This is a genomic window from Polaromonas sp. P1_F8, from assembly GCF_056405635.1.
The window spans coordinates 93,659-118,750 of the sequence record NZ_JBFUBS010000008.1 but is presented as its reverse complement, the minus strand read 5'-3'; the positions used below and the strand labels follow the sequence as shown (position 1 = coordinate 118,750).

The following is a 25,092-nucleotide window of genomic DNA, read 5'->3' as shown; positions in this document are numbered from 1 at the left end:
GCCGGTACCGCCCACGGTCACGGTATCACCACTCAAAGCCGTCACCGCTGCTGTCCCGCTCAGCGTCGCTGTGGTGGTCGTGTCGTAAACCTTGTTGTTTGCGCCTACGCCGGTAACCGCCAGGCTGGCCGGCGTGATGTTTGCCGTGAAACCTGTGGGTTGCACCACGGTGTAGTTGCCGGCATCGGCGCCGCCCAGCGTGTAGCCGGTCACGGTAACCACCTTGCCGTTGCCCACGTTCTTGTCGGCAAACCGGCCGATGCCCGTGCCGAGCACGTTCACCGTATCACCGGCGAAAGCTGCAACGCTGGCCGTGCCGCTGATGGTGGAGGCGTCGTTGGCGTTGTACACCTTGTCCTGGATCGTCACACCGCCAACGACAACGCTGGCCGGTGTGATGTTCGCGGTCAGGCCCGTGGGCTGCACGATGACATAGTTGGCGGCATCGGCGCCGCTCAGCGTATAGCCGGTGACGGTCACGGCTTTGCCGTTGCCCACGTTCTTGTTGGCGAAAGCACCGCTGCCGGTGCCGGCCACGCTCACCGTGTCGCCGGCAATGGCTGTTACGCTGGCCGTGCCGTTGAGGGTGGCGGTGGTGCCGGCGTCATACACCTTGCTGTTTGCGCCTACACCTGTGACCGTCAAGCTGGCGGGATTCACTGTCAGCGTGCCATTGGCGTAACTGATGTCGTAGCCCTGCTGGTTGGAATACAGGCCGGACGCTGTCACCGTATAGCTTCCGGCATTGACCGCGCCCTGGGCGGTTCCGCCGAAACCGATGCTGCCCGACAAGCTGCCGCAGGCCACGTTGGAGCAACTAACGCTGGTTCCACCATTCCAGGACAGCTTGTCGTAGGTCTTGCTGGTATTGGCAACGGTGACCGTGGTGGCCTTCATGAGTGCCTTGAGCAGAGGACGGCTATTTCCCTCATAAATACGCCAGACGCTGGTGAAATCCCAGTTCGGGTTGACGTTGCCGTTGGCAGCCGTGGCCGAGCTGAAATTGGCCTGTTGTTGCATCTGGGCTGTGGTCATGCCCATGCCGCCGCCCGAGCTGGTGGCCCGCCCGGTTGTGACGGTGTCCCAGAAACTGTTGTTGATCGCCGTCCCGGCGTCCCACAAGCCGACCAGCCCACCCAGGTTGCTGGTGCCGCTCACGGCCCCGGTCGCGTAGCTGTTGTTGATGGTGCCACCAGCATTGAACTTATAGCCCACCAGGCCGCCGACATTCGTGGTGCCGGACACCGTGCCACTCGCATAACTATTGCTGATCACAACATTGGCGGTGCCATTGCTGTCCCAATACCCCACGAGCCCGCCGACATCCTGGCCGGTGCTGGTGACGTTGCCGCTGGCGTAGCTATTGCTGACGCTTCCGCCGTTGAGCATGTCGCCCACCAGCCCGCCAACCCGCGAACTCGATGCGCCGACAGAGCCGGTGGCATAGCTGTCGCTGATAAGGCCCTGGTTCCAGCCAACCAGCCCGCCCACAATGAACGAGCCGATCACCGCGCCGCTGGCGTGGCTGTTGCGGATTACGCCCTGGCTGGTCCCCACCAGCCCACCAGCCTCGGATCCGGAGCCGGTCACTGAGGTGCTGGCGTAGCTGTTGGTGATATTGCCATTGCTCCACCCGGCCAACGCGCCGACTTTGGTTTGGCCCGTGACGCTGCCGCCGGCCAAGCCCAGATTGTTGATTCGCCCCGAAGCGCCTACATAGCCGAACAGACCGACGTAGGTGGCGGTGGGCCGGTTGATAGTGAGGCCGGAAATGGTGTGGCCCAAACCGTCCAGGATGCCACTGAACTGCGCCAGGTTGTTGCCCAGCGGTTCGAATCCACTGCCGCCGTTCCAGGCGCTGGTTGGCGAGGCGTCGATGTCAGCGCCCAGTGCGTAGCGACCGTTGAGATTGCCGCTCATGCCCTGTAAATCTGTGCCGCTGGTGCTGGTTGCGGTGCCCAGGTCAGTGATCACCGTATAGGCGACGGGGGTACCGTTGCTGCCTTGCTTGGTGCTGAAATTGTTGCCTGCCGGCAAATTGATCTTCGCGCCGTTGTTGAAGTTGTAAGAGTTGGTGATGCCGTTGGTATTGCCCTGGCCGTATTCCAGCGCCAGCTTGCCGGTGCCCGATGCGTTGAGGTTGGCGTTGATGTTGATGTTGTTCTGCGCGTTGAGCGTCAGCTGGTTGATGCTCCAGCTCACCACGTCGTTGACGTTGACGTCGCCCGCTGTGCCCGTGTTCCCGCTGCTGCTCTGGATGACGACGTTACCTGAGGCCAGGTTGGCACTCAGGGCCGCACCCGTGATGTTCCCGCCCGCAGCAGCGATGGTGAAATCCACCGGGTCGATCAGCCAGGTGCCGCTGTTACCGGCGGGGGCCCCCGTGGTGATCCGGGCGCCGTCGGCAATGTTCACCTGCGCGCCCGAGGTTTCCACAAAGCCGCCGTTGCCGCCGTTGGGCGCCGAAGCGTCCAGCGTGCCCGCAATGTTGGCGGTGCCGGCGGCCATGCCGCCCAGCAGGATGATGGTGCCGCTGCGGTTTTCCACGGTGCGCGCCTGGATCACCCCGGTGTTGTTGACTGCGCTGGCCAGCAGGGAATCCTTGGCACCGGCGCTCATAAGCGCCTGCCCGCCGTCAGCCAGAATCAACCCGCCGTTCTCGGCCAGGCTGTTAAGAACGCTCTGGTCCACCTCGACCTTGAGCAGCTGGTTGCCCTGGAAGGTCAAAGTAGCCGCGCTGCCTGCCGCCAGCGCCACGCTGCCCTGCGGGGCGTTGATAGTGCCCTGGTTGCGCACGGTATTGCCGACCATTGCAACGTAGCCACCCTTGGCTGCATTGATGGTGCCCTGGTTGACCACACTGCCTGCGCCTGCGCCGCTGAAGCTGCGCTTTCCGCTGCTCAGGTCGGCATCCTTGACATCCAGCGTTGACGCCACCAGCCCGCCCACATTGACCTGGGCGCCGGCGCCAAACAGGATGCCGTTGGGGTTGATCAGGAAGACCTGCCCGTTGGCATTGAGCTGACCCAGGATCTGGCTGCCATGGGTGTCCAGGATGCGGTTGACCGCGATCGCGCTGGCCGAAGGCTGCACGAAGTTGACGCTTTCCTGCGCGCCTACGTTAAAGCTCTTCCAGGTCAGCGAAGCGTTCTGGCTGGATTGATTGATGGTGGTGGCGGAGCCGCTCTGCGAGATGCTGGCTGCGCCCGACGTGACCTGCCCGTCTACCGGGCCGGCCTGCGCTGTTGCTGCTCCCAGCAGCAAAACGGCCGTTACCGGCTTGCGCAGGGTCCATCTGCCTGAGGCGCTACCGGCCATCCGTCCCAGTGCATCAAAAAACGGCGGCGCCGCGGTAGGTGCACGCTGGCCGATAATTGTTACAAATTGAGCTGCCGTACGCGCATTTTTCGAACTTTTTTTGTGCATTTTTCACATCCCGCGAGTCCCCTTGCGTCAGCCGGTTGCAAGAAAGAGGCACTCGATGTGATGGTATTCACAAAGGAAACCCGGCACATCGGGTTAAAAAAAGTTCTTTTTGCAGTTAATAGAAACGTGCTCCAGGTCGACCAAGTTAGTTGCAATTTGTTACCGCTTTGGTTGTAACATTCGACCGCAGCGCCGTTGCCAAAAAAAGACACCCAAAATGAGAAAACGGGCTGCCATGGTGGCAACCCGTTCATTTCAGGCGGTCAATGGCATTTATTGCGTTGCGCCCGCGCGGCTGGCGTACTCACTGATCGCGCAGGCCAATTGCTACTGTCGGGTAGTGCAAACGAAGCCGCAACTCCTGCTTCAGGCGGGTGTTGTCCAGCCGGCGCGACTCGCTCATGAAGCTCAGCAGCATCAGCGGCAACTCTTCCTGTGCCGAGCCCCGTGCCAGGCGCGGCGGCCGCGGCAGGCCATAGAGGTCCGCCGCCAGGTCGAAATAGTCGCCCATCTTCAGCTGCGTGTCGTCGCTGGCGTTACTGGCGCGCTGGGGCTTGCCGCGCCACAGCGCCGCCAGGCAGGCACGGGCCAGGTCGTCGGCGTGGATATGGTTGGTGTAGACGTCGTCTTCGGCACGCAGTACAGGCGTGCCCTTGAGCAACCTGCCACGCGGCGTACCGCCTTCGCGGTCGGGCGCATAGATGCCCGGGATGCGCAGCAGGTGCACACGGGTGCCGGTGGCCCCGCCAAAAAGCCGCAGATGCGCCTCGGCATGTAAACGCCGCTGGGCACGCGGTGTGTGGGGCTTCAATGGCCGCGTCTCGCGCACCCACTCGCCGCCACAGTCGCCATACACCCCGCTGGTAGAGCCATACACCAGGGACTGCGGCAGGCTGCGCAGGCGCAGGGCGCGCAGCAACGCCAGCGTACGTGGGTCCGTACGCCAGTCGGGCTGGTCGCCGGGTGGCGGCGCCAGGTGCACCACCCGTGTAGCCAGCCCCGCCAGGCGCCGCAGAGAGGCAGCGTCGTCCAGGTTGCCCTGCAGCGGCGTGATGCGCTGTGCGCGCAAGGCCGGCGAGCGCTCCGGCGACGAGGTCAGCGCCATCAGGCGGATATTGCGCGGCAGCAGCCGGGCCACACGCAGGCCCACATCACCGCAGCCAACGATCAAAATCCGCTCGCGGCGGAAGCGGAAAGGCAGTGCGCCTAAGGGGTTCAGGTTTGAGGGCAAAATTGGGGGTTGCCGGGAAACCGGCCGAGTCGAGAACAGATACCGCAAGGATACCGAATATGAGCTTTACCGTGACCGTGCAACCCAGTGGCCGGACATTCATCGCCGAGGCGGATGAACCGCTGCTGGCAGCCGCCATTCGCCAGGGCATTGGCCTGCCCTATGGCTGCAAGGATGGCGCCTGCGGCTCCTGCAAGTCCAAAAAGCTGGAGGGCACCGTCCTCCATGGCGCGCACCAGGTCAAGGCCATGTCACCCGAGGAAGAGGCGAACGGCTTCATCCTGACCTGCAGCGCCAGGGCGACGAGCGATATCGTCCTCGAATCACGCCACGTCACCGATGAAAGCGCCTTCCCGGTCAAGAAGATGCCGGTGCGCATCAACAGCCTGGCCAAGGCCTCGCACGACGTGATGGTGGTGCGCCTGCAATTGCCGGCCAGCGATGTGTTCAAGTACCACGCTGGCCAGTATGTGGAGTTTTTGCTGCGCGACGGCGACCGCCGCGCGTATTCGATGGGCAACGCACCACACACCCAGGCCAACAACCCGGGCGTAGAGCTGCACATTCGCCACATGCCGGGCGGCAAGTTCACCGAGCACGTATTCGGCCCCATGAAAGAAAAAGAAATCCTGCGCATCGAAGGCCCCTTTGGCAGCTTTTACCTGCGCGAAGACAGCGACAAACCCATGGTGCTGCTGGCATCGGGCACCGGCTTTGCGCCCATCAAGGCGCTGATTGAGCATCTGCAACACAAAGGCATCACGCGCCCTGCCGTGCTGTACTGGGGCGGCCGCCGCCCGGCCGATTTGTACATGGACGAATGGGTCAAGGCCAAGGCAGCGGAAATGCCGAATTTGCGCTACGTGCCGGTGATTTCCAATGCCCTGCCCGAGGACAACTGGACGGGCCGCACCGGCTTCGTCCACCAGGCCGTGCTGGAAGATTTTTCCGACCTGTCGGGCCACCAGGTGTATGCCTGCGGCGCGCCCATCGTGGTGGACTCAGCCAAGGCCGCCTACACGGCTGCGGGCCTCCCGGAGGACGAGTTTTATGCCGACTCTTTTGTGACCGAAAAAGAAAAAGCGCAGGCGACCGTCCCCGCAGAGACCTGAACGGCCAGCCCCCCGACAAACAAGAGAAAAAAGAAGAAGAAAAAGAAGTGCCCCGGCTGATGCGTCAGCCGGGGCATTTTTATGGGAATGCGCTCCGGCTCATGAAAAGCCGGGTTCGCTGCAAGCCGGCGAGGCCTGATTATTTGCAACAATACGAAGCATGAACATTCGACCCGTTTCCCTCCTCACTTCCCTGCCCGGCAAATGCCTGGGTGCTCTTTTGATTGCCGGCATGGCACTGTCGGCCCCTCTGTCGCACGCCCAGCCCAAGGTCATGCGCATCATCGTGCCGTATGCCCCCGGTGGCCCGATCGACGTGACGGCCCGCCTGATGGCCGAACGCGTCAAGGACACGCTTGGCCCGGTCATCATTGAAAACAAACCCGGCGGCGGCGGCAACATCGGCGTCGACGCCATCGCCAAGGCGCAACCCGACGGCATGACGATCGGCATTTCCGCTGTCGCCACCCACGCCATCAACCCCTGGCTTTACAGCAGGATGCCGTACAACGCGGCCACCGACTTTGCGCCCATCACGCAGCTGGTGCGCGTGCCCAATGTGCTGGTGATCAACGCCGACTCCGCGCGGCGCCTGAACATCAACTCGCTGGGCGATCTGATCAAGTACGCCAAAGCCAACCCGGCCAAGCTCAATTACGCCAGCGGCGGTAACGGCAGCGCCGGGCACCTTGCCGGCGAAATGTTCAAGGCGCAGGCCGGCATCTTCGCGCTGCACATTCCCTACAACGGCGGCAACCCGGCGCAACTGGCACTGCTAAGCGGCCAGGTGGACTACAACTTTGACAACCTGGCCACAGCATCGGCCAACATCAAGGCCGGCAAACTCAAGGCACTGGCAGTCACCACAGCGAAGCGCAGCGCCATGCTGCCCGATGTGCCCACCGTGGCCGAAACGCTCAAGGGTTTTGAGATCGACACCTGGTGGGGACTGGTGGCGCCTGCGGGCACCCCGAAAGACGTGATCGCCAAACTCAACCAGGCATTCGTCGCCGCGCTGAATTCACCCGAAGCCAAAACCCGCTTTGCCACACTGATGGCCGAACCCGTAGGCAACACGCCCGAGCAGTTCGGCGCCTTCATGAAAAGCGAAATGGCGAAGTATGAAAAAGTGGTGAAGGCGTCAGGCGCGAAGGTGGATTGAAATAGGTCCACCCCCTTCCAGGCTCACTGCGTGTAGCCTGTTCCCCCCTCAGGGGGCGGCGCCTGGGGCCGGCGAAGCCGGACCCTCGGCCCCCACAGGTGAAATACCTTCATCACTGGTCGTACCCACCGAATTCTTCAAGCCAGCGGGTGCCGCGGAACCGGCTTTGCCGGGCCGCTGGCGCGGTCCCCTGCAAGGGGAAAAGAGCTACACGCAGTGAGCTCGATAGGGGTGTGCCAATTTTTCGGCTTTGCCGGGCCGTAGGCGCAGCGGCCCCCTCGGGGGGCAGGAAGCTACACGCAGTGAGCGACCGTGGGGGCTCAACGCGTGACTCGATCCCCGTATCGAATGCTCTTCAGGGAACCGCCCTCAAACAGCAGCATGGTCATGAACTGCCCGTAACCCGGGTTGTAAGTCCACTCTTCCACCTGCTGGCAGGTGTTGACCGTCACGTTGGTCGTGGTGCTGGCGGTGGAACCTGCGGTATTTGGCGTCACGACGGTCGAGCTGGACACGGTGTCAGGCGTGGCTTTGCAGAACGTGTCTTTCATGACGGGCTCGCCGCATTTCTGCAGGATCGTGCCTTTGGAATTGCCGATCTGCGCGAGGTCGCCCTTGCAGCGCAGTGACTGGGCCGAAGCCCCGGTGAAAAAGGATGAGGCCAGAAAGGCGAACATCACGACAGCAGTGCGGACAACATACTGGTTCATTTTTGGCTTCCCCAAGGTTCAACAAGGGTGCGCGTGGTGCGTACCCTTCGAACTTTATGCGTAAATATTAGGCGCCGCAAGGCATTTATGCCCTCGCGCTGGTTCGCCAGATTTGGTGGAAACGTACGTCCCGCAATGCCTGCCGGAGTGCGGGACGCCTGGTTACTCGCCGAGGTAAGCGGCCCTCACGCGCGGGTCGTTCAGAAGGTCTTTCGCGTCACCGTTCATGGTGACGTTGCCCGACTCCATGACGTAGCCGCGGTTGGCAATGCCGAGTGCGCGGCTGGCGTTCTGCTCGACCAGCAGCACCGTCACGCCGCGGGCTGAAACGTCCTTGACCACTTCGAAGATCTTGTCGACCATGATGGGCGAAAGGCCCATGGAGGGCTCGTCCAGCAGCAGCACCTTGGGGCGGCTCATCAATGCGCGGCCCATGGCCAGCATCTGCTGTTCGCCGCCCGACATGGTGCCGGCCAGCTGGTCCTTGCGCTCACGCAGTCGGGGGAAAAGCACGAACATCTTTTCCATGTCTTCGGCGATGCCCGCCTTGTCGCTGCGAATGTAGGCGCCCATCTGCAGGTTTTCGGTGATGGTCATGCGGGTGAACACGCCGCGGCCTTCCGGCACCATGGCCAGGCCTTCTTTGACCAGATCCCAGGCGCCGCGGCCCTTGATGCTCTTGCCCAGGTATTCAATGTCGCCGCCCAGCATCGGCAGCGTGCCGGTGATCGCTTTCATGGTGGTGGTCTTGCCGGCGCCGTTGGAGCCAATCAGGGTGACCAGTTCGCCGTCGTTGACTTCGAAGTCAACGCCCTTGACCGCCTGGATGCCGCCGTAGGCGACTTTCAGGCCGGTCACTTTAAGGAGTGTGTTTGCCATGTTCTTGCTTTCCTTCAATGACCTGTGCCCAGATAGGCGGTGATCACTTTTTCGTCTTTTTGTACGTCCGCGGGCGCGCCTTCGGCGATCTGCTTGCCGTAGTCGAGCACGGTGACCCGGTCGCACAGGCCCATGACCAGCTTCACGTCGTGTTCGATCAGCAGGATGGTGCGGTTGTCCTTGCGGATCCGGTCGATCAGTTCGCGCAGCTGCACTTTTTCGGTCGCGTTCATGCCGGCGGCCGGCTCGTCCAGCGCAATAAGCTGCGGGTCGGTCGCGAGAGCCCGGGCAATTTCGAGGCGGCGCTGGTCGCCGTAGCTCAGGGTGCGCGCCTTGAAGTCGGCGTATTTGCCGATGCCGACATAGTCCAGCAGCTCCTGCGAGCGCTTGGCGATGGCGGCTTCTTCGTGCTTGAAACCGGGGGTGCGCAGCACGGCGCCAATCAGGCCCGAGCTGGTACGGATATGACGGCCGACCATGACGTTTTCGAGGGCGGTCATGTCGGCAAACAGACGGATGTTCTGGAAGGTACGGGCAATGCCGGCCTTGGCCACTTCGTGGACCGCCGTCGGCTTGTAGGGCTTGCCGGCGAGCTCGAAGGTGCCGCTGTCGGGCGTGTAAAGGCCCGTCAATACATTGAAGAAGGTGGTTTTACCGGCGCCGTTGGGGCCGATCAGGCCATACACCTGGCCACGCTCGATATGGATGCCGACATCGGAAAGGGCCTGCAAACCGCCGAAGCGCTTGGAGACACCCGAGACTTTAAGAATGGTTTCGCTCATGTCCATTCTCCTTAGGGGTTGATTGACTGGATAGGGTCCGGGCCGACGGGCTTGTTCAGCGACTTGCCGTGCTCGGAAGCGGGCCACAGGCCGCGCGGACGCATCAGCATGACACTGATCATGGCCAGCGCGATCAGCAGCTGACGCAGGATGGCGGAGTCAAGCCGGCCGTCGGTCATGGCCTGCAGCGGGCCGGCCACATGGCGCAGCACTTCAGGCAAGGCCGCGAGCAGCAAGGCACCCAGAATGACGCCGGGCAAATGGCCGATGCCACCCAGCACCACCATGGCGACGATCATGACCGACTCCATCAGGCTGAAGGATTCGGGAGATACAAACCCCTGGAAGGCGGCAAACATGGAGCCTGACACACCGCCGAAAGTGGCGCCCATGCCGAAGGCCAGCAGCTTCAGGTTGCGGGTGTTGATGCCCATGGCCTTGGCGGCGATTTCGTCTTCACGGATCGCCATCCAGGCGCGGCCGATGCGGGAGTTTTCCAGGCGGTGGCAAACCACAACCGAGACGATCACCAGCACCAGGAAGAGGTAGTAGTACATCGACACCGAGTTGACTTCGAAGCCGAAAAACTCATGCGGCTTGCCCAGGTCGAAGCCGAAGAACTTCATCGAGTCGATCTGGTTGATGCCCTTGGGACCGTTGGTCAGGTTGATGGGGCGGTCCAGGTTGTTCAGGAACACGCGGATGATTTCACCGAAGCCCAGTGTCACGATGGCGAGATAGTCGCCACGCAGCTTGAGGGTCGGTGCGCCCAGCACCACGCCAAAGAATCCGGCGAGGGCCGCTGCGGCCGGGATGATCGCCCAGATCGGCAAATGCAGCCCGTTCGGAAACTGCGCTGCAATCCAGGGAAAGGCGTCGGCCAGGTGCGGCGAGCCGAGCAGCGCGAACAGGTAGGCGCCGACCGCGAAGAAGGCAACGTAACCCAGGTCCAGCAGGCCGGCGTAACCAACCACGATGTTCAGGCCCAGGGCCAGCAGCACATACAGCAGCGCCATGTCGACAATGCGCACCCAGGCGTTGCCGCCCTGCTGCAGGATCAGGGGCAGCACCAGCAGCGCCGCCGCGACGATCAGGAAGGTAATGAGTTTTTTCGATTTGACAGAATTCATGAATGTTCTCCTTGTGTACCGGATGGACGCGGCGTCACGCCCGGTCCGCTACACGCTCACCCAGCAAGCCCGAAGGCCGCAGCGTGAGCACAAAAATCAGCACGATGAAAGCAAAGATGTCGGAGTACTGGCTGCCCAGAACGCCGCCCGTCAGCGGGCCGATGTAGCCGGCGCCGATGGATTCGATCAGGCCCAGCAAAATGCCGCCAAGCACCGCGCCGCCCAGGTTGCCGATGCCGCCGAACACAGCCGCCGTGAAGGCCTTGAGGCCGGGCAGGAAGCCCATGGTGTGCTGCACCGTCCCGTAGTTGGAGGCGTACATGACGCCGGCCAGCGCGGCGAGGATGGCGCCGATGATGAAGGTGGCCGAGATGACAGTGTCGGGCCGCACGCCCATCAGTGCCGCGACGCGGGGGTTTTCAGCGGTGGCACGCATCGCGCGGCCCAGCTTGGTGTAATGCACCAGCCACATGAGCACGGAAAGGGAGACAACGGTTGCGCCCAGGATGAAGAGCTGGGTCACGGTGATGACGGCACCGCCGACCTGGAAAGGCTCGGAAGGCAACAGCGTGGGATAGGGTTTGTAGTTGGGCTTCCAGATGATCATGGCCAGGGTCTGCAGCAGCAGCGACATGCCGATGGCGGTGATCAGCGGGGCCAGTTTGGGAGAGTTTCGCAAGGGCCGGTAGGCGATTTTCTCAATCGCGAAATTGAGGGCGCCGCACACCACAAAGGCGATCAGCAGCGAAATCAGCAAAATAATCCAGCCTGGCGTGCCCGGCATGGAATCCTGCATCAGGCCGATGATGGTCCAGCTGGTCAAAGCCCCCACCATCAGTACTTCGCCGTGTGCGAAGTTGATCAGGTTGATGATGCCGTACACCATCGTGTAGCCCAAGGCGATCAAGGCATACATGCTGCCCAGCACCAGACCATTGATGATCTGCTGTAGCAATATTTCCATAACTCACTCTCCGTCCGTTTGATGAAATTGCCAACTCTGCCTGGCGACCGCCAGCTGCCGGGATCACCGGCGGCTGGCGCGAGTTAACAAAAAGCCCGCCTATCAAAGCCGGATGGCTGGTGAAGTTGGCGAGCTAATCCGCAAATTGTAGCCAAGCGTCTCTAGCGAGAATCGAGCCAGCGGTGCGGTTTTCGCGGGGTTTACCCTTGAGGGAGTGTATTTTCGGGGCTGGATCAGCCTTTATCAGCGGCTTTTGTTTTTTATTAGCCTTTCTTATTGTTCTTAATTTTCAACTCATTTAACTTATCAGCTATGCGTATCTCCAGCCCCCTGTTGACGGGGCGATAGAAACCTGGAGGTGACATGCCTTCCGGAAAATAATTCTCACCCGCGGCAAAGCCGTCCTCCTCGTCGTGGGCGTAACGGTAGTTTTTGCCGTAATCCAGCTGTTTCATGAGCTTTGTTGGTGCATTGCGCAAATGCAGAGGCACCGGGCGGGTGCCGTCTTTGGCGATGAAAGCCTTGGCCTCGTTGAAGGCCTTGTAGACGGCATTGGACTTGGGCGCGACTGCCAGATAGATAACGCACTGGGCCAGCGCCAGCTCGCCCTCGGGGGAACCGAGGCGTTCGTAGACTTCCGCAGCATCCAGCGCCATGCGCAAGGCACGCGGGTCGGCCAGCCCGATGTCTTCGCTGGCCATGCGCACCAGTCGGCGCGCCATGTAGCGCGGTTCGGCGCCACCGTCGAGCATGCGCATGAACCAGTAGAGCGCCGCGTCGGGGTCTGAGCCGCGCACCGACTTGTGCAGGGCGGAAATGGTGTCGTAGAACTGTTCGCCGCCCTTGTCGTAACGGCGCAGGCGTTCGCCCAGTACCTTGAGCAGCCAGGCGTCGGTGACCTCGGTGACTTTCTCGGCCTTGGCCGCCACGCTGAGGGACTCCAGCGTGTTCAAGAGGCGGCGGGCGTCGCCGTCGGCATAGGAAACCAGCCTGTCAACGGCCTCATCTGCTATGGTTTCTATAGCTGGTAGCGCCCGTTCCGCAAGCACCTTGGCCACTATTTTCTTGAGATCCGCTTCACCCAGCGGCTGCAATACGTACACCACCGCGCGCGAGAGCAAGGCCGAGTTCACCTCGAACGATGGGTTTTCAGTGGTGGCGCCAATGAAGGTGAAAAGGCCGCTTTCCACATGGGGCAAAAATGCGTCCTGCTGGCTTTTGTTGAAGCGGTGTACCTCATCGACGAACACAATCGTGCGCTTGCCGCCCTGCCCCTGCCAGACAGACGCCTGCTCGACTGCCTCCCGGATGTCCTTGACGCCGCCCAGCACGGCGGAAATAGTGATGAAGTGAGCATCAAAACTGCTCGCCATGAGCCGCGCGATGGTGGTCTTGCCGACGCCGGGCGGGCCCCAAAGGATGCAACTGTGCGGCTGTCCCGATTCGAACGCGATGCGCAGTGGCATGCCTTCACCCAGCAGGTGCTGCTGACCGATCACTTCGCCCAGGTTTTGGGGGCGCAAGCGTTCGGCCAGTGGCTGGTGGGAGGATTTGGTGGCCATGAGTCTTTGCGTTGTCCCGCCTTGAGCACCTGACGCTTCGCGGGCGGCACCGGCGCCGTGTTACCCGTCTTTACTGCTTGATCACATCCGCCTTGGGGGGCGGTACGAAGCGAAACGTATCGGCTGGCAGGCTGGGGTTGACTTCGACCTTGCTGAAGCTCAACACGGAGCGCTGCCCGAAGCTGTCGAGGATTTCAAGCGCAGCGAGGCCTGACGACTTTTCGCCGGGGCGAAAGCCCACACGCACGGTCTGCAGTTGCCCATCTTTGGCCTTGGGCGTGGCAACTACCCACTGCAGACCGCCGGCGTCGGGCGCCGCAGCCAGGGTGAAATCGGCCTGCAGCGCGCGCAAATCAGGAGCCGCAGCGATCAAGGCAGCTGGCGTCGAGCCCAGCGCGCTGGACTGCTTGCGCGAGGTGACCTGGTTGAGGTCTGAGTCGTAGAGCCACAAGGTCTGGCCATCGGCCACGATGGTTTGCTCAAAAGGCTTTTTATAGACAAAGCGGAAACGGTTGGGCCGCGAAAACTCAAACGTACCGTTCGACGTCTTGCTGCGTGCAGCCTGGCCGTCCTTGCCCGGCGCAGTCACCACCTGGGTGAATTCGGCGCGCCCGCTGCTGACGGTCTTCACAAAGGTCTCCAGGCTTTCCAGGCCATTGGCCCATACAGGATGGGCGCAAGCAGCTATCAAAACAGTAGCAAAATATTTCTTCATGATCGTCACTCCGCCCGCGAGGGCACCAGGATTTCGCGCTGACCGCTGCCACTCATGGCACTGACCAGCCCGGCTTTTTCCATGTCTTCGACCAACCGCGCCGCGCGGTTGTAGCCGATCTTGAGGTGACGCTGCACCAGCGAAATGCTGGCCTTGCGGTTCTTCAGTACAACTTCCACGGCCTGGTCGTACATCGGGTCTTTTTCACCACCGCCGTTGCCGCCACTGCCGCCATCACCCAGCAAGTCGCCGTCCTCGCCATCGACGGTACCGCCTTCGAGCACGCCTTCGATGTAATTGGGTTCGCCCTGCTGCTTGAGGTAGGCCACCACGCGGTGCACTTCGTCATCGCTCACAAACGCACCATGCACCCGAATTGGAAAGCCTGTACCACTCGGCATGTAAAGCATGTCACCCATTCCTAACAATGCCTCAGCGCCCATCTGGTCAAGAATGGTCCGGCTGTCGATCTTGCTGCTGACCTGGAAAGACAGGCGGGTGGGGATATTGGCCTTGATCAGGCCGGTAATCACATCCACGCTTGGCCTCTGGGTAGCCAGCACCAGGTGGATGCCGGCAGCCCGGGCTTTTTGCGCCAGGCGGGCAATCAGCTCTTCAATCTTCTTGCCGACCACCATCATCAGGTCGGCCAGCTCGTCGATCACCACCACGATGTAAGGCAGGCGCTCCAGCGGCTCGGGCTGCTCGGGCGTGAGGCTGAAGGGGTTGTAGATAAATTCGCCCTTGGCCTTGGCCTCGTCGAGTTTGGCGTTGTAGCCAGCCAGGTTGCGCACGCCCAGCTTGCTCATGAGCTTGTAGCGTTTTTCCATTTCGGCCACACACCAGTTCAGGCCGTGGGCGGCCTGGCGCATGTCGGTCACGACCGGCGCCAGCAAATGCGGAATGCCTTCATAGACACTCATCTCCAGCATCTTGGGGTCGATCAGCAGCAGCCGCACGTCACGTGCATCGGCCTTGTAGAGCAGGCTCAGGATCATGGCGTTGATGCCGACCGACTTGCCCGAGCCGGTGGTACCGGCCACCAGGCAGTGCGGCATCTTGGCGAGGTCAGCCACCACCGCAGCGCCGCTGATGTCCTTGCCCAAGCCGATGGTGAGCATGGACTTGGCTTCGTTGTAGACCTGTGAACCCAGGATTTCACTGAGCTTGATGGACTGGCGCTTGGCGTTGGGCAGCTCCAGCGCCATGTAGTTTTTGCCGGGAATGGTTTCGATCACGCGAATGGAAACCAGGCTGAGGGCGCGCGCCAGGTCTTTGGCCAGGTTAACGACCTGCGAACCCTTCACACCCGTCGCCGGCTCGATTTCATAACGGGTGATGACGGGGCCTGGCGCAGCGGCCACGACACGCACCTCGACGCCGAAATCTTTCAGCTTTTTCTCGATCAGCCGCGAGGTCATTTCCAGCGTCTCGGGGGCCACGGTCTCCTGGCGCGTCAACGCACCATCGAGCAGGTCAACCTGCGGCAGCTTGGAGTCGGGCATCTCACTGAAGAGCGGTTTTTGCCGTTCTTTTGCCACGCGCTCGCTTTTGGGAATGTCCACGAGCACGGGCTCGATCAGGACCGGCACCGGGTGGTGCTCTTCAATCTCGATACGCTCGTCTATCAAGGTCTCTTCGCGCTCACGCGCAGCCAGTTTGCCGAAGGCGAGGTCTTCGGCAATTTCGCGCTTTTCGCGACGGGAGTCAATCAGGTTGTCAATCCACGCGCCAACACGCAGGGCCACATGCCCCCAGGAAAAGCCAAATACGGCGGACACGGCGATAACGCCGAGCGCAATGAAGACCAGGCCTGAGCCAGCAAAACCCAGCCATTTCTCGCCCTGCGTTCCAGCCAGGTAACCCAGCACGCCGCCAGCGTGACCGGGCAATCTGAATTCAAAACGGTACAGCCGTGACCATTCCAGCGCCGCGCTGGCCAGCAAAAGCAGGAGCAGGCTCAGCCAAAACCGGATCCGGCCGGCGGAGTGGGAAGAATCGGGAGCAAGGGGTTCGCCGCGAAGCCAGCGCGCCAATGAAGACAGCCAGACCTGTGCGCCTGCCGCCAATGCCCACCAGACGGAAAAGCCCAGCAGGAAATAGCTCGCATCTGCCAGCCATGCGCCCAGGCGGCCACCCCAGTTGCGGGCCGCAGCTTGGGCGCCGCCCAGGATGTCCGCGGTACCGGATGTTGACCAGGCAGCGTCTTGCGGTGAATAGCTGAGCAATGCCGCGAGCCAGAAAATCAGGCCGAGCAGACCCAGAATCAGGCTGACTTCATGGGCAAAGCGTTTGATGCCGCTGGGCGCGCCCACGGCTGGGGAATTTCTGGAGTTCAGGGTATCGAGTGAGTAAGTCATGGCCCGGCTAGTACTGCAAGCCGGAAGTAGCGAGACAAAATGAAAGGGTTGGATTCGTGCCCAGGGCAAGGCGCGAGCCGCAGCGAAGGCTATATGCCTTCGCAAGGCTTGCAACGCCGCCATAGGTACGAAGACGCGCATTCATGTTTCGATATTTCCGGGTTGCAGTACCAAGCTTACCGTAGTTGGGTAAGGGCTTTGAGGGAGCGCCAGAGACGCCAAACCGTACGGCAGGGTCTGCCAGGGCACTATCCCAGCGTATGAAGACGCTCTTTCACCAAAAGCGAGCCATCGTCGCGGGTTTCGATGAATCCGCGCTCTTCAAGATCCTTCATCACCCGGCTGACCATTTCGCGCGAAGCGCCGACCATCTTGGCCAGATCCTGCCTGGAAACCTTGTCGCGGATCACGGCATTTCCGCTGCCGTCTTCATTGGCGAATTCGAGCAATGCCCTGGCCACACGGCCATACACATCCATCAGGGCCAGCGACTCAATCTGCCGGTCTGCATGGCGCAGTCGCTGGACCAGCCCCTTCAGCACGGCATAGGCCATAGAGCTGTTTTCCGGAAGGCAACGTGCAAACTCCAGGCGGCCCAGAATCAGGGCATCAGTCTGGATCTCGGCACGCACCGTGGCGGAGTGAGGTTCATTGTCGATCAGGCTCATTTCACCCACGTAGTCACCAGGGTGCATGGTGGCCAGAATGACCTCGCGGCCCCGGGAATCTGTGGTGATAACGCGTGCGCGGCCTGTCAGGATGATGGAAAGGGCGTTGGATTTTTTGCCCTGCTCCACGATAGGCTCGCCGCGCTTGAACCGGCGCTTGACCACGGTATCGGCGACCGATGCAGCCTGGCTGGCAGTCAACACGGAAAAAAGAGGGACCCGGCGAATCAATTCCAGGTTAGACACCATCGTTGTCATAGCAGATATCTCCCAACCTCACATCGGACGGCTAGTCGTGTGAGTTCTTACAATGGCACGCAATCTCATAAGAAATCAAATGCCTGAAAAGTACCAGCAGCTGTTTTTACTTGACGCTGCACTTATGCGGCATGACTCTACATGAGTTCTTACACTTTCCCAATCAGTTTTTCATCATGAAACATTCCAGAGTCCTCATCCTCGGTTCAGGGCCTGCGGGTTACACCGCAGCCGTCTACGCAGCGCGCGCCAATCTCAACCCGGTATTGATCACCGGCATTGCGCAAGGCGGTCAGCTCATGACCACCACCGAGGTCGACAACTGGCCCGCCGACGTGCATGGCGTGCAGGGGCCCGACCTGATGCAGCGCTTTCTGGAGCACGCCGAGCGCTTCAAGACCGAGATTATTTTTGACCACATCAACAAGGTCGACTTCAGCAAACGCCCCTTTACCCTGACGGGCGACAGCGGGACTTACACCTGCGACTCGCTGATCATCGCTACCGGTGCCTCCGCCAAGTACCTGGGCCTGGAGTCGGAGACGGCATTCATGGGCCGCGGCGTTTCCGGCTGCGCCACCTGTGACGGCTTCTTCTACCGCGGAGAAGAGGTCTGCGTGGTGGGTGGCGGCAACACCGCCGTCGAAGAGGCACTGTATTTATCCAACATCGCCAGCAAGGTCACGCTGGTACACCGCCGCGACAAATTCAAGGCCGAAGCCATCCTGATCGACAAACTGCACGAAAAAGTGGCCACAGGCAAGATCGAACTCAAACTGCACCACACGCTGGAGCAGGTGCTCGGTGACGCTTCAGGGGTGACAGGCGTCCGCCTGAAGAGCACAAACAGCGATGCCTCGCAGGACATCACCCTCAAAGGCTGTTTTATCGCGATCGGCCACCAGCCGAACACAGACATCTTTGCAGGGCAGCTGGAAATGAAAGACGGCTACATCATCACCAAAACCGGGCTGCAGGGGTTTGCCACCATGACCAGCGTTCCGGGCGTCTTCGCTGCCGGCGACGTGCAGGACCATATTTACCGCCAGGCAATTACCAGTGCCGGAACAGGCTGCATGGCGGCGCTGGATGCCCAGCGCTTCCTGGAACAAGGCTCCTGAAAACCAGAGGAAGCGCTGACTTCCTCTTTTGTCTCTTTTTTCCAGCTCTTTTGCCGCCCTGCCGAGGCTCTCAATCGGCGGAATTGGAACAAATCAGTTTTCAGGCTATAATCTATGGCTTAGCTGGGCATTTGCAGGTCTGTCTCGTGCAGATTTACCCTTTGCCAGCATCCGATTTCTAATTTTTTACGGAGAGTGCTCATGGCACGCGTCTGTCAGGTAACGGGCAAAGGCCCGATGGTGGGAAACAATGTTTCTCACGCAAACAACAAAACCAAGCGCCGGTTCATGCCTAATCTGCAGTACCGCCGCTTCTGGGTTGAAAGCGAAAACCGCTGGGTGCGCCTGCGCATCACCAGCGCTGGTCTGCGCTTGATCGACAAAAAAGGCATCGATGCGGTCCTGGTGGACCTTCGTGCCCGCGGTGAAGTCTAAGGAGAAGCATCATGGCTAAAGGCGCACGCGAAAAAATCAAGCTGGAATCGACTGCCGGTACGGGTCATTTCTACACGACCACCAAAAACAAGAAAACCACGCCCGACAAGATGCTGATCATGAAATTTGATCCCAAGGCACGCAAGCACGTGGAATACAAAGAAATCAAGCTGAAATAAATAGTTACGAATCCGTGCCTAGTTAAAAACTACCCGCTCGGTCGGCACACCCAGAAAAAAAGGACACCTCGGTGTCCTTTTTTTCTGGGATCTAGAAAGCAAAACTCCCACCAAATAAGCAGGTTGCCACGTGGCTTGTTTGAATCCTGTCGAAATCTGGTCCACATAAGCCCATTTTTGGTTTAAGTCTTACCACCAAGGCGGCGCACCACGCACAGCGCCACAACGCAATCATCTGGCAAGCCACATCCGCAGCCAACTCAGGCTAACTCCAAGAGCAGAGCCATCGACGGAAATTTATAGACTATTTCCAAAATAGGGCCAGAAGGTTATGACACCGGTTGCCGCTGCTGCACAAGCCGCAATCAACACTCCGCCGGCGGCAATATCCTTTGCGCATTTGACTGCCAATGAATATTGTGGCGACACAACATCGCAGAGCGACTCCACTGCAGTGTTCATGGCCTCTGCCATCCAAACCATGGTCATCGCACCAATCAGCCAGCGCCAATCGCCGGCGTCCACTCGGCACCAAGCGGCCAATCCCGTCACCAGCATTGTGGCGATTAGATGCAGCCATGCGTTGTGCTGTGTTTTAAGCATCAAAGCAATCCCCTCGAAGGCATAACCAAAGCTCTTGAGGCGTGCGACCAGAGTGAATCGTTGCGGCGCGCGGGTATAAGGGACTTCTTTCATTTCCCGTCCTTCCTATTTACCAACCGCCAAGCCTGAGCAACACATGAACGTCGAACAGTGCACACCTGCATAACCTGCAACCCATACAAGCAGCCCCATACCGTGGCCATCAAAATACAGCAACCCATCACAGCGCGCCGGCCGGCTCCAGCGTCAAACAGGTGCGCCCAGCAAGCGGAATCTGCAAGCACACATTTCCCGTGTCGTCAGCCAGAACCTGCGTCAGGCATGCGCCTGTGACCCGATAAGGTGCTAACGGACGCAAGCCCGACACGCCCAAGCTCTTAATGCCATCGCCGGCTCCGCCGTACAGCACCGCTTGCAAAGAGCTGCTTACAGCATCGGAGTGCGCAGATGCGACCAGCACATCGGGATAGGACAGGGGTTCCAACCTGGGACCTTTTGATGAAAGTGGGTTGTTGATCAAGTCTCGAAAACTGTCGTGCCCTCCGGAGTGCGCCATCAGCTCGACGCCATGCGCCCATACCGAGGCCATATTCCTGTGAGCGACCCCATGACTGAGAGTAGTTGGACACTCGCGCTCCAGGGCATCCATGCAGTTTTGATACACACACTCATCGCCCAACTCTGCCGCCGCCAAGGCCGTCACTGCGAAGGCACTGCCTCTTGAGAAACCATAGTTTCCTGTGTCGATGGGCCAGAATTCACTGCGTCGAAGTCGCTCATGACCATCGAACAGCTGACGTCTCAACAACAGCCATTGGCGACGCGCCAAGTCAGGTTCCAGCGCATTCAAAAAGTAGCAGGGCATCGCGAGGGGCATTGCGCCACCAATGGCGGGCAAGGCCAATCCCGTATACGTAGAACGGCATGGCACGTAGCGACCCGTACCATCCAGAAACTCCGCCTCCAGCTGCCGGCGAAACTCTGACGCGTGACCGGCCCATTTCATCTGACCGTACCGCGCATCGTGGGCACGCAATGCCGCGGCCCCCATTGTGTTGCACAGGGGATAGACCCAGTTGGGCTCGCAGGCCATCAAATAGAAGGGTGAACGTTCGTATTCTTTTTCCAACCTGGACAGCAAGGACTCAAAACTGTGTTCGTAGCGTTTTCCGTTCGGGTGCACCAGCGTAAAGGCACCTTTTTTCGAAAATTCCTGACTTCCTGTGCTGGCCTGGAACAGGGCCATCTGCAGCGCCACGAAGCCCGTGTACATGATGTTTTCACGGACCGTAGGGTCGGAGTTCCATCGGAAGTTTCCCCATAGATTTTCCAGCGACCAGTAGGCCCATGCGCGATGCTGTGTCTGCTTGTTCAGCAGCTTGCTTTGCGCGTCGCTCATGTACCCGCCTAACGCAGGCGTGAAGCGTGCCTGCGTCAAGGCAATGCCATAAGCCAGAAAGTTGACTTGATAGCGAAGCGCCGCCGTCTGAAATTGATCGCGTTGCTCGAATCCGGAAAATTTATCTAAAGGTTGCAGAGCCCGATCGAGTGCGAACCTCACACGATGCAGATGCGCCAAAGACATTTCCGGTTTTTGCCTTGGTGATTGGGCTGTGAAGATCGTGTCCAATCGAGCCGTTTGTCGGATCAAGTAGTCGTTATCGATGCGCCTTTGCCGGCCTGAAAACATAAACCAGGCCAGCATCGACAGGTAGCCTGCTGCAGCAAACAGCATGAGCGCGTAGTACACATTAATTACCACCCCTGGCTGAATTGCGCCATGGTTCATGCTCGCGGCCCAAAATGCCGAACCGAGCCATACAAACGGAGGCAGCAACACGTTGCCCGTGCCAAACCAGACCAACAGCGCCAACGCCAAGGCACCAACCGAACACAGCCACGCGGCTATATGACCTATGCCACTGCCTGTGCAGATATCAGCATGCGCCAGAAATCCACCGCCCGGCACCATCAACCCCAAGCCGAAAATCTGCAAGGCATCCTGATGCGCGAAAAGCAGCAAAGCCGAGCCGCCCGTAACGAGCAGCAGATACAGTTTTAGAAGCCGGACAGTCTTTCTTGTCGTCACCGGGCCGAAAATTCGTGTGTATGGCGGAAGAGTAGCGACGCTACAGATTGAACTCACAGACCGACCTTTCTTCGAATGAAAACACCAGATTTGATGCACTCGGCTTTCGATAGGTGCAGTCTGATACGCATCTGTGAGGTCTTGATGAACTGTATGAAGTGGGTGTGAAGTCACCTGCCAGACGACCATTTACGCCGCGGAACATCGACCCAATAGCCCGTTTTGAGTTGCGTGTGTGGGATCTGCATCCAGGTGCGCCGCTGCTTCCGCGATTCTTGCCTCGAGTATTGGCAAACAGCCGGCTTCCTGGAGGAAGAACCTCAAGCACTACGACCTGCCGGTGGCAGCGTTTGGCTCGTCAGTGGGCGCGACCACCAGTTGTCGAATGTGGGGACAGCGCTTTCACCTCGAGAGTGTGTCAGGTTCAGCGCAATTCACGTGAGAAGGCTCTTCTGTGTGCAGAAGATGACTAATCTCGGACGCCCTGATCAGTGCGCTGGTAGCGACCCTACCATTACCAAATCTTGGGGCGCTCGATCATGGAACTCGTACTTTGCGCCGAACAATAAAAAACCGCTCCTGGATTTCTCCGGAAGCGGCCTTGAAGTTTCGACCGGGTGACCAGGTCGGATATGTAGCGTCAGGTCAGGTGCGGGCAGCCCGCAGCTTCATCGAGAATTCGCGCAAAGCGGCGATGCCGCTTTCCTCAGCGCGGTGGCACCAGGCCTGTAGGTCCGCAGCCAGCTGCTCACGGGAGGCCGAGGTGGTCAGCCACATCTGGCGCAGTTCTTCTCGCATGGTGACCATCTTGTCCAGCACGGGATGTTCGGCGCGGGCCTGCGCCAGCTGGGGTTTGGCTGCAGCCGGCACCTTGTCGTCATCGCGGTGCAGCCAGCGATTGGCTGCGCGCAACACGGACACGTCGGCTTTCCTGGCCTTCAGCACTTCGAGTTCGGCCCTGCCGGCGCGGCGCAGTTCGCGCGCGAAACCCGCCATGACTTCATAGCGATGGGCGATCAGGGCTTCCAGGGTTTTTTCATCTGCCACAGGCTGGATAGAACCCAGCTGGAGCTTGGGCGGGACCTTCTTGACGGAGGCCAAGCCTACTTTTTCCATGGCACGGATATACACCCAGCCGATGTCGAATTCGTAGGGCTTGACCGAGAACTTGGCCGACGTCGGGTAGGTGTGATGGTTGTTGTGCAGCTCTTCGCCGCCAATCATGATGCCCCAGGGCGAAATGTTGGTGCTGGCATCAGGCGCCTCAAAATTGCGATAGCCCCAATAGTGGCCGATGCCGTTGATGATGCCGGCCGCCGTCACGGGGATCCAGGCCATTTGCACGGCCCAGACAGCCAGGCCTGCAGCACCGAAGAGCGCCAGGTCGATGATCATCATCAGGCCCACGCCCTGCCAGCTATAGCGGGTGTAGACGTTGCGCTCAATCCAGTCATTGGGCGTGCCGTGGCCGAACTTGGCCATGGTTTCCTTGTTTTTGCTTTCGGCGCGGTACAACTCGGCGCCTTCCCAGAAAACCTTCTTGATGCCGTAAGCCTGCGGGCTGTGCGGATCTTCAGAGGTTTCACACTTGGCGTGGTGCTTGCGGTGAATGGACACCCATTCCTTGGTGACCTGGCCCGTACCCAGCCAGAGCCAAAGGCGGAAAAAATGCGAAGGAATCGCGTGCAGGTCCATGGCGCGGTGCGCCTGGTGACGGTGCAGATAGATGGTGACGCTGGCAATGGTGATATGGGTGGTCACCAGCGTGTACAACACGATTTGCCACCAGCTGGCGGCAAGCAACCCATTGGCAAGCCAGTCGAGGGCCGCATCAAACAAGATCATAAAAATCCTTTAAACAATCTGAAGCAGTCGCCTATCCAGATGTGTCTCCAGGCGCTGCAAAAAATAACCCCTTATTGTAAGGCGATCCCCCACAAATACCAAGTCACTTTCAGTACAGGCCCCAAGGGTAAAACAGTGCGAAAAATCACGAATGAATATGTAACCTCAGCCTATCTGTCGTCTTTTGTCGCCAAAAATATCACGACTTTTGCCATACTGCTGCGAAAAACCCGTCCGTCTGATGCAGGTAGGGCCACAGCCGAAGGTAAGGTCCGCGGCAGAGTTTTTCCGCGTGTTCCACCCCCAGATGAGTCAACAAGGGGCCTGTTTCAAGGACGTTGAACTCTTTATTCGCCTCACTGAAGGCTTCAGCGATGGCTTCGTTTTCTTCACGCAAAACGCTGCAGGTCGCGTAAACCAGGCGTCCGCCGGGCTTTAAAAGCCGCGCAGCGCTTTGCAAAATGGCAGTTTGCTTGGCCCTGAGCTCCTCAATCGCCTTGGGCGTTTGCCGCCATTTGAGGTCAGGATTACGCCGCAAAGTGCCGAGCCCCGAGCACGGAGCATCTACCAGGACCCGGTCTATCTTCCCGGCCAAGCGCTTGATCCGGTCGTCACGTTCATGGGCAATGGCCACCGGATGAACATTGGAAAGGCCGCTGCGCGCCAGCCGCGGCTTGAGCGCGTCGAGCCGGTGCCCCGACGTATCAAACGCATAAAGGCGACCGGTATTGCGCATGGAAGCCCCCAAGGCCAGGGTCTTGCCACCTGCCCCGGCACAGAAGTCGACCACCATCTCACCGCGCTTGGCATCGACCAGCAGGGCCAGCAGCTGCGAGCCTTCATCCTGCACTTCAATGGCGCCACGCGTAAAGGCATCCAGTTTGCCCAGCTGGGGCTTGCCGTCGGCAATCCGCAGGCCCCAGGGCGAATACGGTGTTGCTACGGTTTTGATAGCTGCTTTCGCAAGTTCCTTCTGGACATCAGCCCGTTTGTCCTTGAGCGTGTTGACGCGCAAGTCAAGCCCGGCCGGTGCGTTCAGGCTTTCGACCAGCGGCCAGAAATCATCACCCAGCTGCTCTTTCAGCGGCTCCACCAGCCACTGCGGCAGGTTGTGGCGGTGCAGCTCCATCAGGTCCGATGGCTTGACCTGGTCACAGCGTGCCAGCCAGTCTTTCTCCTGGTCAGTCAACGCGCCTAAAAGAAAGTCGCGGTCCGCCGCAAAACCGAGAATCGCAAGACGCCGCTCCGGCGCGCCGCTGCCATGCTGGGCCAGATAGGTATACAGATTTTTCTTGCGCAGAACGCCGTAAATCGTTTCCGCCACGGTGGCGCGTTCACGCGGGCCGAGGCGATAGTCGCGGAAATAGCGCGACACCACCATGTCGGCGGGATGATCAAATTTGAGGACCTGCTTGAGAAGCTCGGAACAACTGTCGAGTAAGGCTTTAGGATGCATAGCCCCTATTGTCCCACTGCGGTCTCGCCGCACCGTTTTTAAAGCCCTTTGGAACCCAGACTGCCCATGCCTGAAATCCCCGCAGAAGAATTGCCGCCCCTGATCGAAACCCCGCCCGGCCTGTACCGCCACTACAAGGGCATGTTGTATGAGGTGGTCGGCACCGTGCGCCACAGCGAAAGCCTGGAGCCGATGACGCTGTACCGCGCGCTCTACGGTGAAAAAGGGCTGTGGGTGCGGCCTGCTGGCATGTTCAATGAAGAGGTCGTGATCGACGGGGTGAAACAACCGCGTTTCGCCCGGCAACCTGGTTAAGCACCGCATCCCCAATAAGAGAAACGGCGGCCGCCGCGCCGGGCCGTCCCAAGCAAGGCCAGCCCCCTCGGGGGGCAGCGACCCGCGTAG

At 60.1% G+C, this 25,092-nt stretch carries 21 protein-coding genes; 6 read left to right on the top strand and 15 right to left on the bottom strand.

Annotated elements, in window-relative coordinates; all coding sequences use genetic code 11:
• Both AC1D1J_RS20935 and AC1D1J_RS20930 read right to left on the bottom strand, forming a co-directional pair.
• A partial coding sequence (locus AC1D1J_RS20935) for a two-partner secretion domain-containing protein (protein WP_477695762.1) occupies positions 1-3,426 on the bottom strand: 3,426 nt, incomplete at its 3' end.
• Between the two features lie 304 nt (positions 3,427-3,730).
• A complete protein-coding gene (locus tag AC1D1J_RS20930) occupies positions 3,731-4,657 on the bottom strand; it encodes an SDR family oxidoreductase (RefSeq protein ID WP_477695761.1) in 927 nt (308 codons plus the stop codon).
• 59 nt (positions 4,658-4,716) lie between these two features.
• Between AC1D1J_RS20930 and AC1D1J_RS20925 the strand changes: the two genes are divergently transcribed.
• Together AC1D1J_RS20925 and AC1D1J_RS20920 are read left to right on the top strand one after the other, a co-directional pair.
• Positions 4,717-5,769 (top strand): CDP-6-deoxy-delta-3,4-glucoseen reductase, encoded by a 1,053-nt coding sequence (locus AC1D1J_RS20925; RefSeq protein ID WP_477695760.1) that lies wholly within the window; start codon positions 4,717-4,719, stop codon positions 5,767-5,769.
• A 160-nt stretch (positions 5,770-5,929) separates the two neighbouring features.
• Positions 5,930-6,931, top strand: coding sequence for a Bug family tripartite tricarboxylate transporter substrate binding protein (locus AC1D1J_RS20920; protein ID WP_477685879.1), 1,002 nt, complete (start codon positions 5,930-5,932; stop codon positions 6,929-6,931).
• 320 nt (positions 6,932-7,251) lie between these two features.
• On the opposite strand, the gene AC1D1J_RS20915 is transcribed toward AC1D1J_RS20920, so the two are convergent.
• From AC1D1J_RS20915 to AC1D1J_RS20875, 9 genes are all read right to left on the bottom strand, one after another.
• Positions 7,252-7,641, bottom strand: coding sequence for a DUF2845 domain-containing protein (locus AC1D1J_RS20915; RefSeq protein WP_477685880.1), 390 nt, complete (start codon positions 7,639-7,641; stop codon positions 7,252-7,254).
• A 162-nt stretch (positions 7,642-7,803) separates the two neighbouring features.
• Positions 7,804-8,520 carry an ABC transporter ATP-binding protein gene (locus AC1D1J_RS20910; RefSeq protein WP_477695759.1) on the bottom strand — a complete coding sequence of 239 codons (717 nt, stop codon included), beginning with the start codon at positions 8,518-8,520 and terminating at the stop codon, positions 7,804-7,806.
• A 14-nt stretch (positions 8,521-8,534) separates the two neighbouring features.
• Positions 8,535-9,302, bottom strand: a complete 768-nt coding sequence (locus AC1D1J_RS20905) for an ABC transporter ATP-binding protein (protein WP_477685882.1) — start codon at positions 9,300-9,302, stop codon at positions 8,535-8,537.
• Positions 9,303-9,313: 11 nt separating this feature from the next.
• Positions 9,314-10,432, bottom strand: coding sequence for an ABC transporter permease subunit (locus AC1D1J_RS20900; RefSeq protein ID WP_457279486.1), 1,119 nt, complete (start codon positions 10,430-10,432; stop codon positions 9,314-9,316).
• 34 nt (positions 10,433-10,466) lie between these two features.
• Positions 10,467-11,396: a branched-chain amino acid ABC transporter permease gene (locus AC1D1J_RS20895; RefSeq protein WP_457279487.1), complete on the bottom strand. Its 930-nt coding sequence runs from the start codon at positions 11,394-11,396 to the stop codon at positions 10,467-10,469.
• 263 nt (positions 11,397-11,659) lie between these two features.
• A complete protein-coding gene (locus tag AC1D1J_RS20890; RefSeq protein WP_477685883.1) occupies positions 11,660-12,958 on the bottom strand; it encodes a replication-associated recombination protein A in 1,299 nt (432 codons plus the stop codon).
• A gap of 70 nt (positions 12,959-13,028) precedes the next feature.
• A complete protein-coding gene (lolA, locus tag AC1D1J_RS20885; protein ID WP_477695758.1) occupies positions 13,029-13,673 on the bottom strand; it encodes an outer membrane lipoprotein periplasmic chaperone LolA in 645 nt (214 codons plus the stop codon).
• Positions 13,674-13,678: 5 nt separating this feature from the next.
• Positions 13,679-16,033 (bottom strand): DNA translocase FtsK, encoded by a 2,355-nt coding sequence (locus AC1D1J_RS20880; RefSeq protein ID WP_477685885.1) that lies wholly within the window; start codon positions 16,031-16,033, stop codon positions 13,679-13,681.
• Positions 16,034-16,281: 248 nt separating this feature from the next.
• Positions 16,282-16,959: a Crp/Fnr family transcriptional regulator gene (locus tag AC1D1J_RS20875; protein ID WP_431097946.1), complete on the bottom strand. Its 678-nt coding sequence runs from the start codon at positions 16,957-16,959 to the stop codon at positions 16,282-16,284.
• 176 nt (positions 16,960-17,135) lie between these two features.
• Here AC1D1J_RS20875 and trxB point away from each other — a divergent pair, with 176 nt between their 5' ends.
• The 3 genes from trxB to rpmG all read left to right on the top strand — a co-directional run bounded on the left by trxB (position 17,136) and on the right by rpmG (position 18,694).
• Complete coding sequence (gene trxB, locus AC1D1J_RS20870) at positions 17,136-18,080, top strand: thioredoxin-disulfide reductase (protein WP_477695757.1); 945 nt, start codon at positions 17,136-17,138, stop codon at positions 18,078-18,080.
• Positions 18,081-18,281: 201 nt separating this feature from the next.
• Positions 18,282-18,515, top strand: coding sequence for a 50S ribosomal protein L28 (gene rpmB, locus AC1D1J_RS20865; RefSeq protein ID WP_293403299.1), 234 nt, complete (start codon positions 18,282-18,284; stop codon positions 18,513-18,515).
• Between the two features lie 11 nt (positions 18,516-18,526).
• The gene (gene rpmG, locus AC1D1J_RS20860) at positions 18,527-18,694 is read left to right on the top strand and encodes a 50S ribosomal protein L33 (RefSeq protein WP_007863188.1); all 168 of its coding nucleotides are present in this window, start codon (positions 18,527-18,529) and stop codon (positions 18,692-18,694) included.
• A 297-nt stretch (positions 18,695-18,991) separates the two neighbouring features.
• Here rpmG and AC1D1J_RS20855 read toward each other — a convergent pair whose 3' ends face one another.
• From AC1D1J_RS20855 to AC1D1J_RS20840, 4 genes are all read right to left on the bottom strand, one after another.
• Positions 18,992-19,390: a diacylglycerol kinase family protein gene (locus tag AC1D1J_RS20855; RefSeq protein WP_477695756.1), complete on the bottom strand. Its 399-nt coding sequence runs from the start codon at positions 19,388-19,390 to the stop codon at positions 18,992-18,994.
• A 127-nt stretch (positions 19,391-19,517) separates the two neighbouring features.
• Positions 19,518-21,443, bottom strand: a complete 1,926-nt coding sequence (locus AC1D1J_RS20850; protein ID WP_477695755.1) for a linalool dehydratase/isomerase domain-containing protein — start codon at positions 21,441-21,443, stop codon at positions 19,518-19,520.
• Between the two features lie 588 nt (positions 21,444-22,031).
• Complete coding sequence (locus AC1D1J_RS20845) at positions 22,032-23,231, bottom strand: DesA family fatty acid desaturase (protein WP_477685888.1); 1,200 nt, start codon at positions 23,229-23,231, stop codon at positions 22,032-22,034.
• A 199-nt stretch (positions 23,232-23,430) separates the two neighbouring features.
• Positions 23,431-24,687 (bottom strand): RsmB/NOP family class I SAM-dependent RNA methyltransferase, encoded by a 1,257-nt coding sequence (locus AC1D1J_RS20840; RefSeq protein WP_477685889.1) that lies wholly within the window; start codon positions 24,685-24,687, stop codon positions 23,431-23,433.
• A gap of 66 nt (positions 24,688-24,753) precedes the next feature.
• Between AC1D1J_RS20840 and AC1D1J_RS20835 the strand changes: the two genes are divergently transcribed.
• A complete protein-coding gene (locus tag AC1D1J_RS20835) occupies positions 24,754-25,002 on the top strand; it encodes a DUF1653 domain-containing protein (RefSeq protein WP_477685890.1) in 249 nt (82 codons plus the stop codon).
• Positions 25,003-25,092 lie beyond the last annotated feature (90 nt).

Bases quoted from the DNA above. Each gene is read 5' to 3' on its own strand.
- AC1D1J_RS20925 (WP_477695760.1), top strand. From the start codon at position 4,717: ATGAGCTTTACCGTGACCGTGCAACCCAGTGGCCGGACATTCATCGCC.
- AC1D1J_RS20920 (WP_477685879.1), top strand. From the start codon at position 5,930: ATGAACATTCGACCCGTTTCCCTCCTCACTTCCCTGCCCGGCAAATGC.
- AC1D1J_RS20915 (WP_477685880.1), bottom strand. From the start codon at position 7,641: ATGAACCAGTATGTTGTCCGCACTGCTGTCGTGATGTTCGCCTTTCTG.
- AC1D1J_RS20910 (WP_477695759.1), bottom strand. From the start codon at position 8,520: ATGGCAAACACACTCCTTAAAGTGACCGGCCTGAAAGTCGCCTACGGC.
- AC1D1J_RS20905 (WP_477685882.1), bottom strand. From the start codon at position 9,302: ATGAGCGAAACCATTCTTAAAGTCTCGGGTGTCTCCAAGCGCTTCGGC.
- AC1D1J_RS20900 (WP_457279486.1), bottom strand. From the start codon at position 10,432: ATGAATTCTGTCAAATCGAAAAAACTCATTACCTTCCTGATCGTCGCG.
- AC1D1J_RS20895 (WP_457279487.1), bottom strand. From the start codon at position 11,396: ATGGAAATATTGCTACAGCAGATCATCAATGGTCTGGTGCTGGGCAGC.
- AC1D1J_RS20890 (WP_477685883.1), bottom strand. From the start codon at position 12,958: ATGGCCACCAAATCCTCCCACCAGCCACTGGCCGAACGCTTGCGCCCC.
- lolA (WP_477695758.1), bottom strand. From the start codon at position 13,673: ATGAAGAAATATTTTGCTACTGTTTTGATAGCTGCTTGCGCCCATCCT.
- AC1D1J_RS20880 (WP_477685885.1), bottom strand. From the start codon at position 16,033: ATGACTTACTCACTCGATACCCTGAACTCCAGAAATTCCCCAGCCGTG.
- AC1D1J_RS20875 (WP_431097946.1), bottom strand. From the start codon at position 16,959: ATGACAACGATGGTGTCTAACCTGGAATTGATTCGCCGGGTCCCTCTT.
- trxB (WP_477695757.1), top strand. From the start codon at position 17,136: ATGAAACATTCCAGAGTCCTCATCCTCGGTTCAGGGCCTGCGGGTTAC.
- rpmB (WP_293403299.1), top strand. From the start codon at position 18,282: ATGGCACGCGTCTGTCAGGTAACGGGCAAAGGCCCGATGGTGGGAAAC.
- rpmG (WP_007863188.1), top strand. From the start codon at position 18,527: ATGGCTAAAGGCGCACGCGAAAAAATCAAGCTGGAATCGACTGCCGGT.
- AC1D1J_RS20855 (WP_477695756.1), bottom strand. From the start codon at position 19,390: ATGAAAGAAGTCCCTTATACCCGCGCGCCGCAACGATTCACTCTGGTC.
- AC1D1J_RS20845 (WP_477685888.1), bottom strand. From the start codon at position 23,231: ATGATCTTGTTTGATGCGGCCCTCGACTGGCTTGCCAATGGGTTGCTT.
- AC1D1J_RS20840 (WP_477685889.1), bottom strand. From the start codon at position 24,687: ATGCATCCTAAAGCCTTACTCGACAGTTGTTCCGAGCTTCTCAAGCAG.
- AC1D1J_RS20835 (WP_477685890.1), top strand. From the start codon at position 24,754: ATGCCTGAAATCCCCGCAGAAGAATTGCCGCCCCTGATCGAAACCCCG.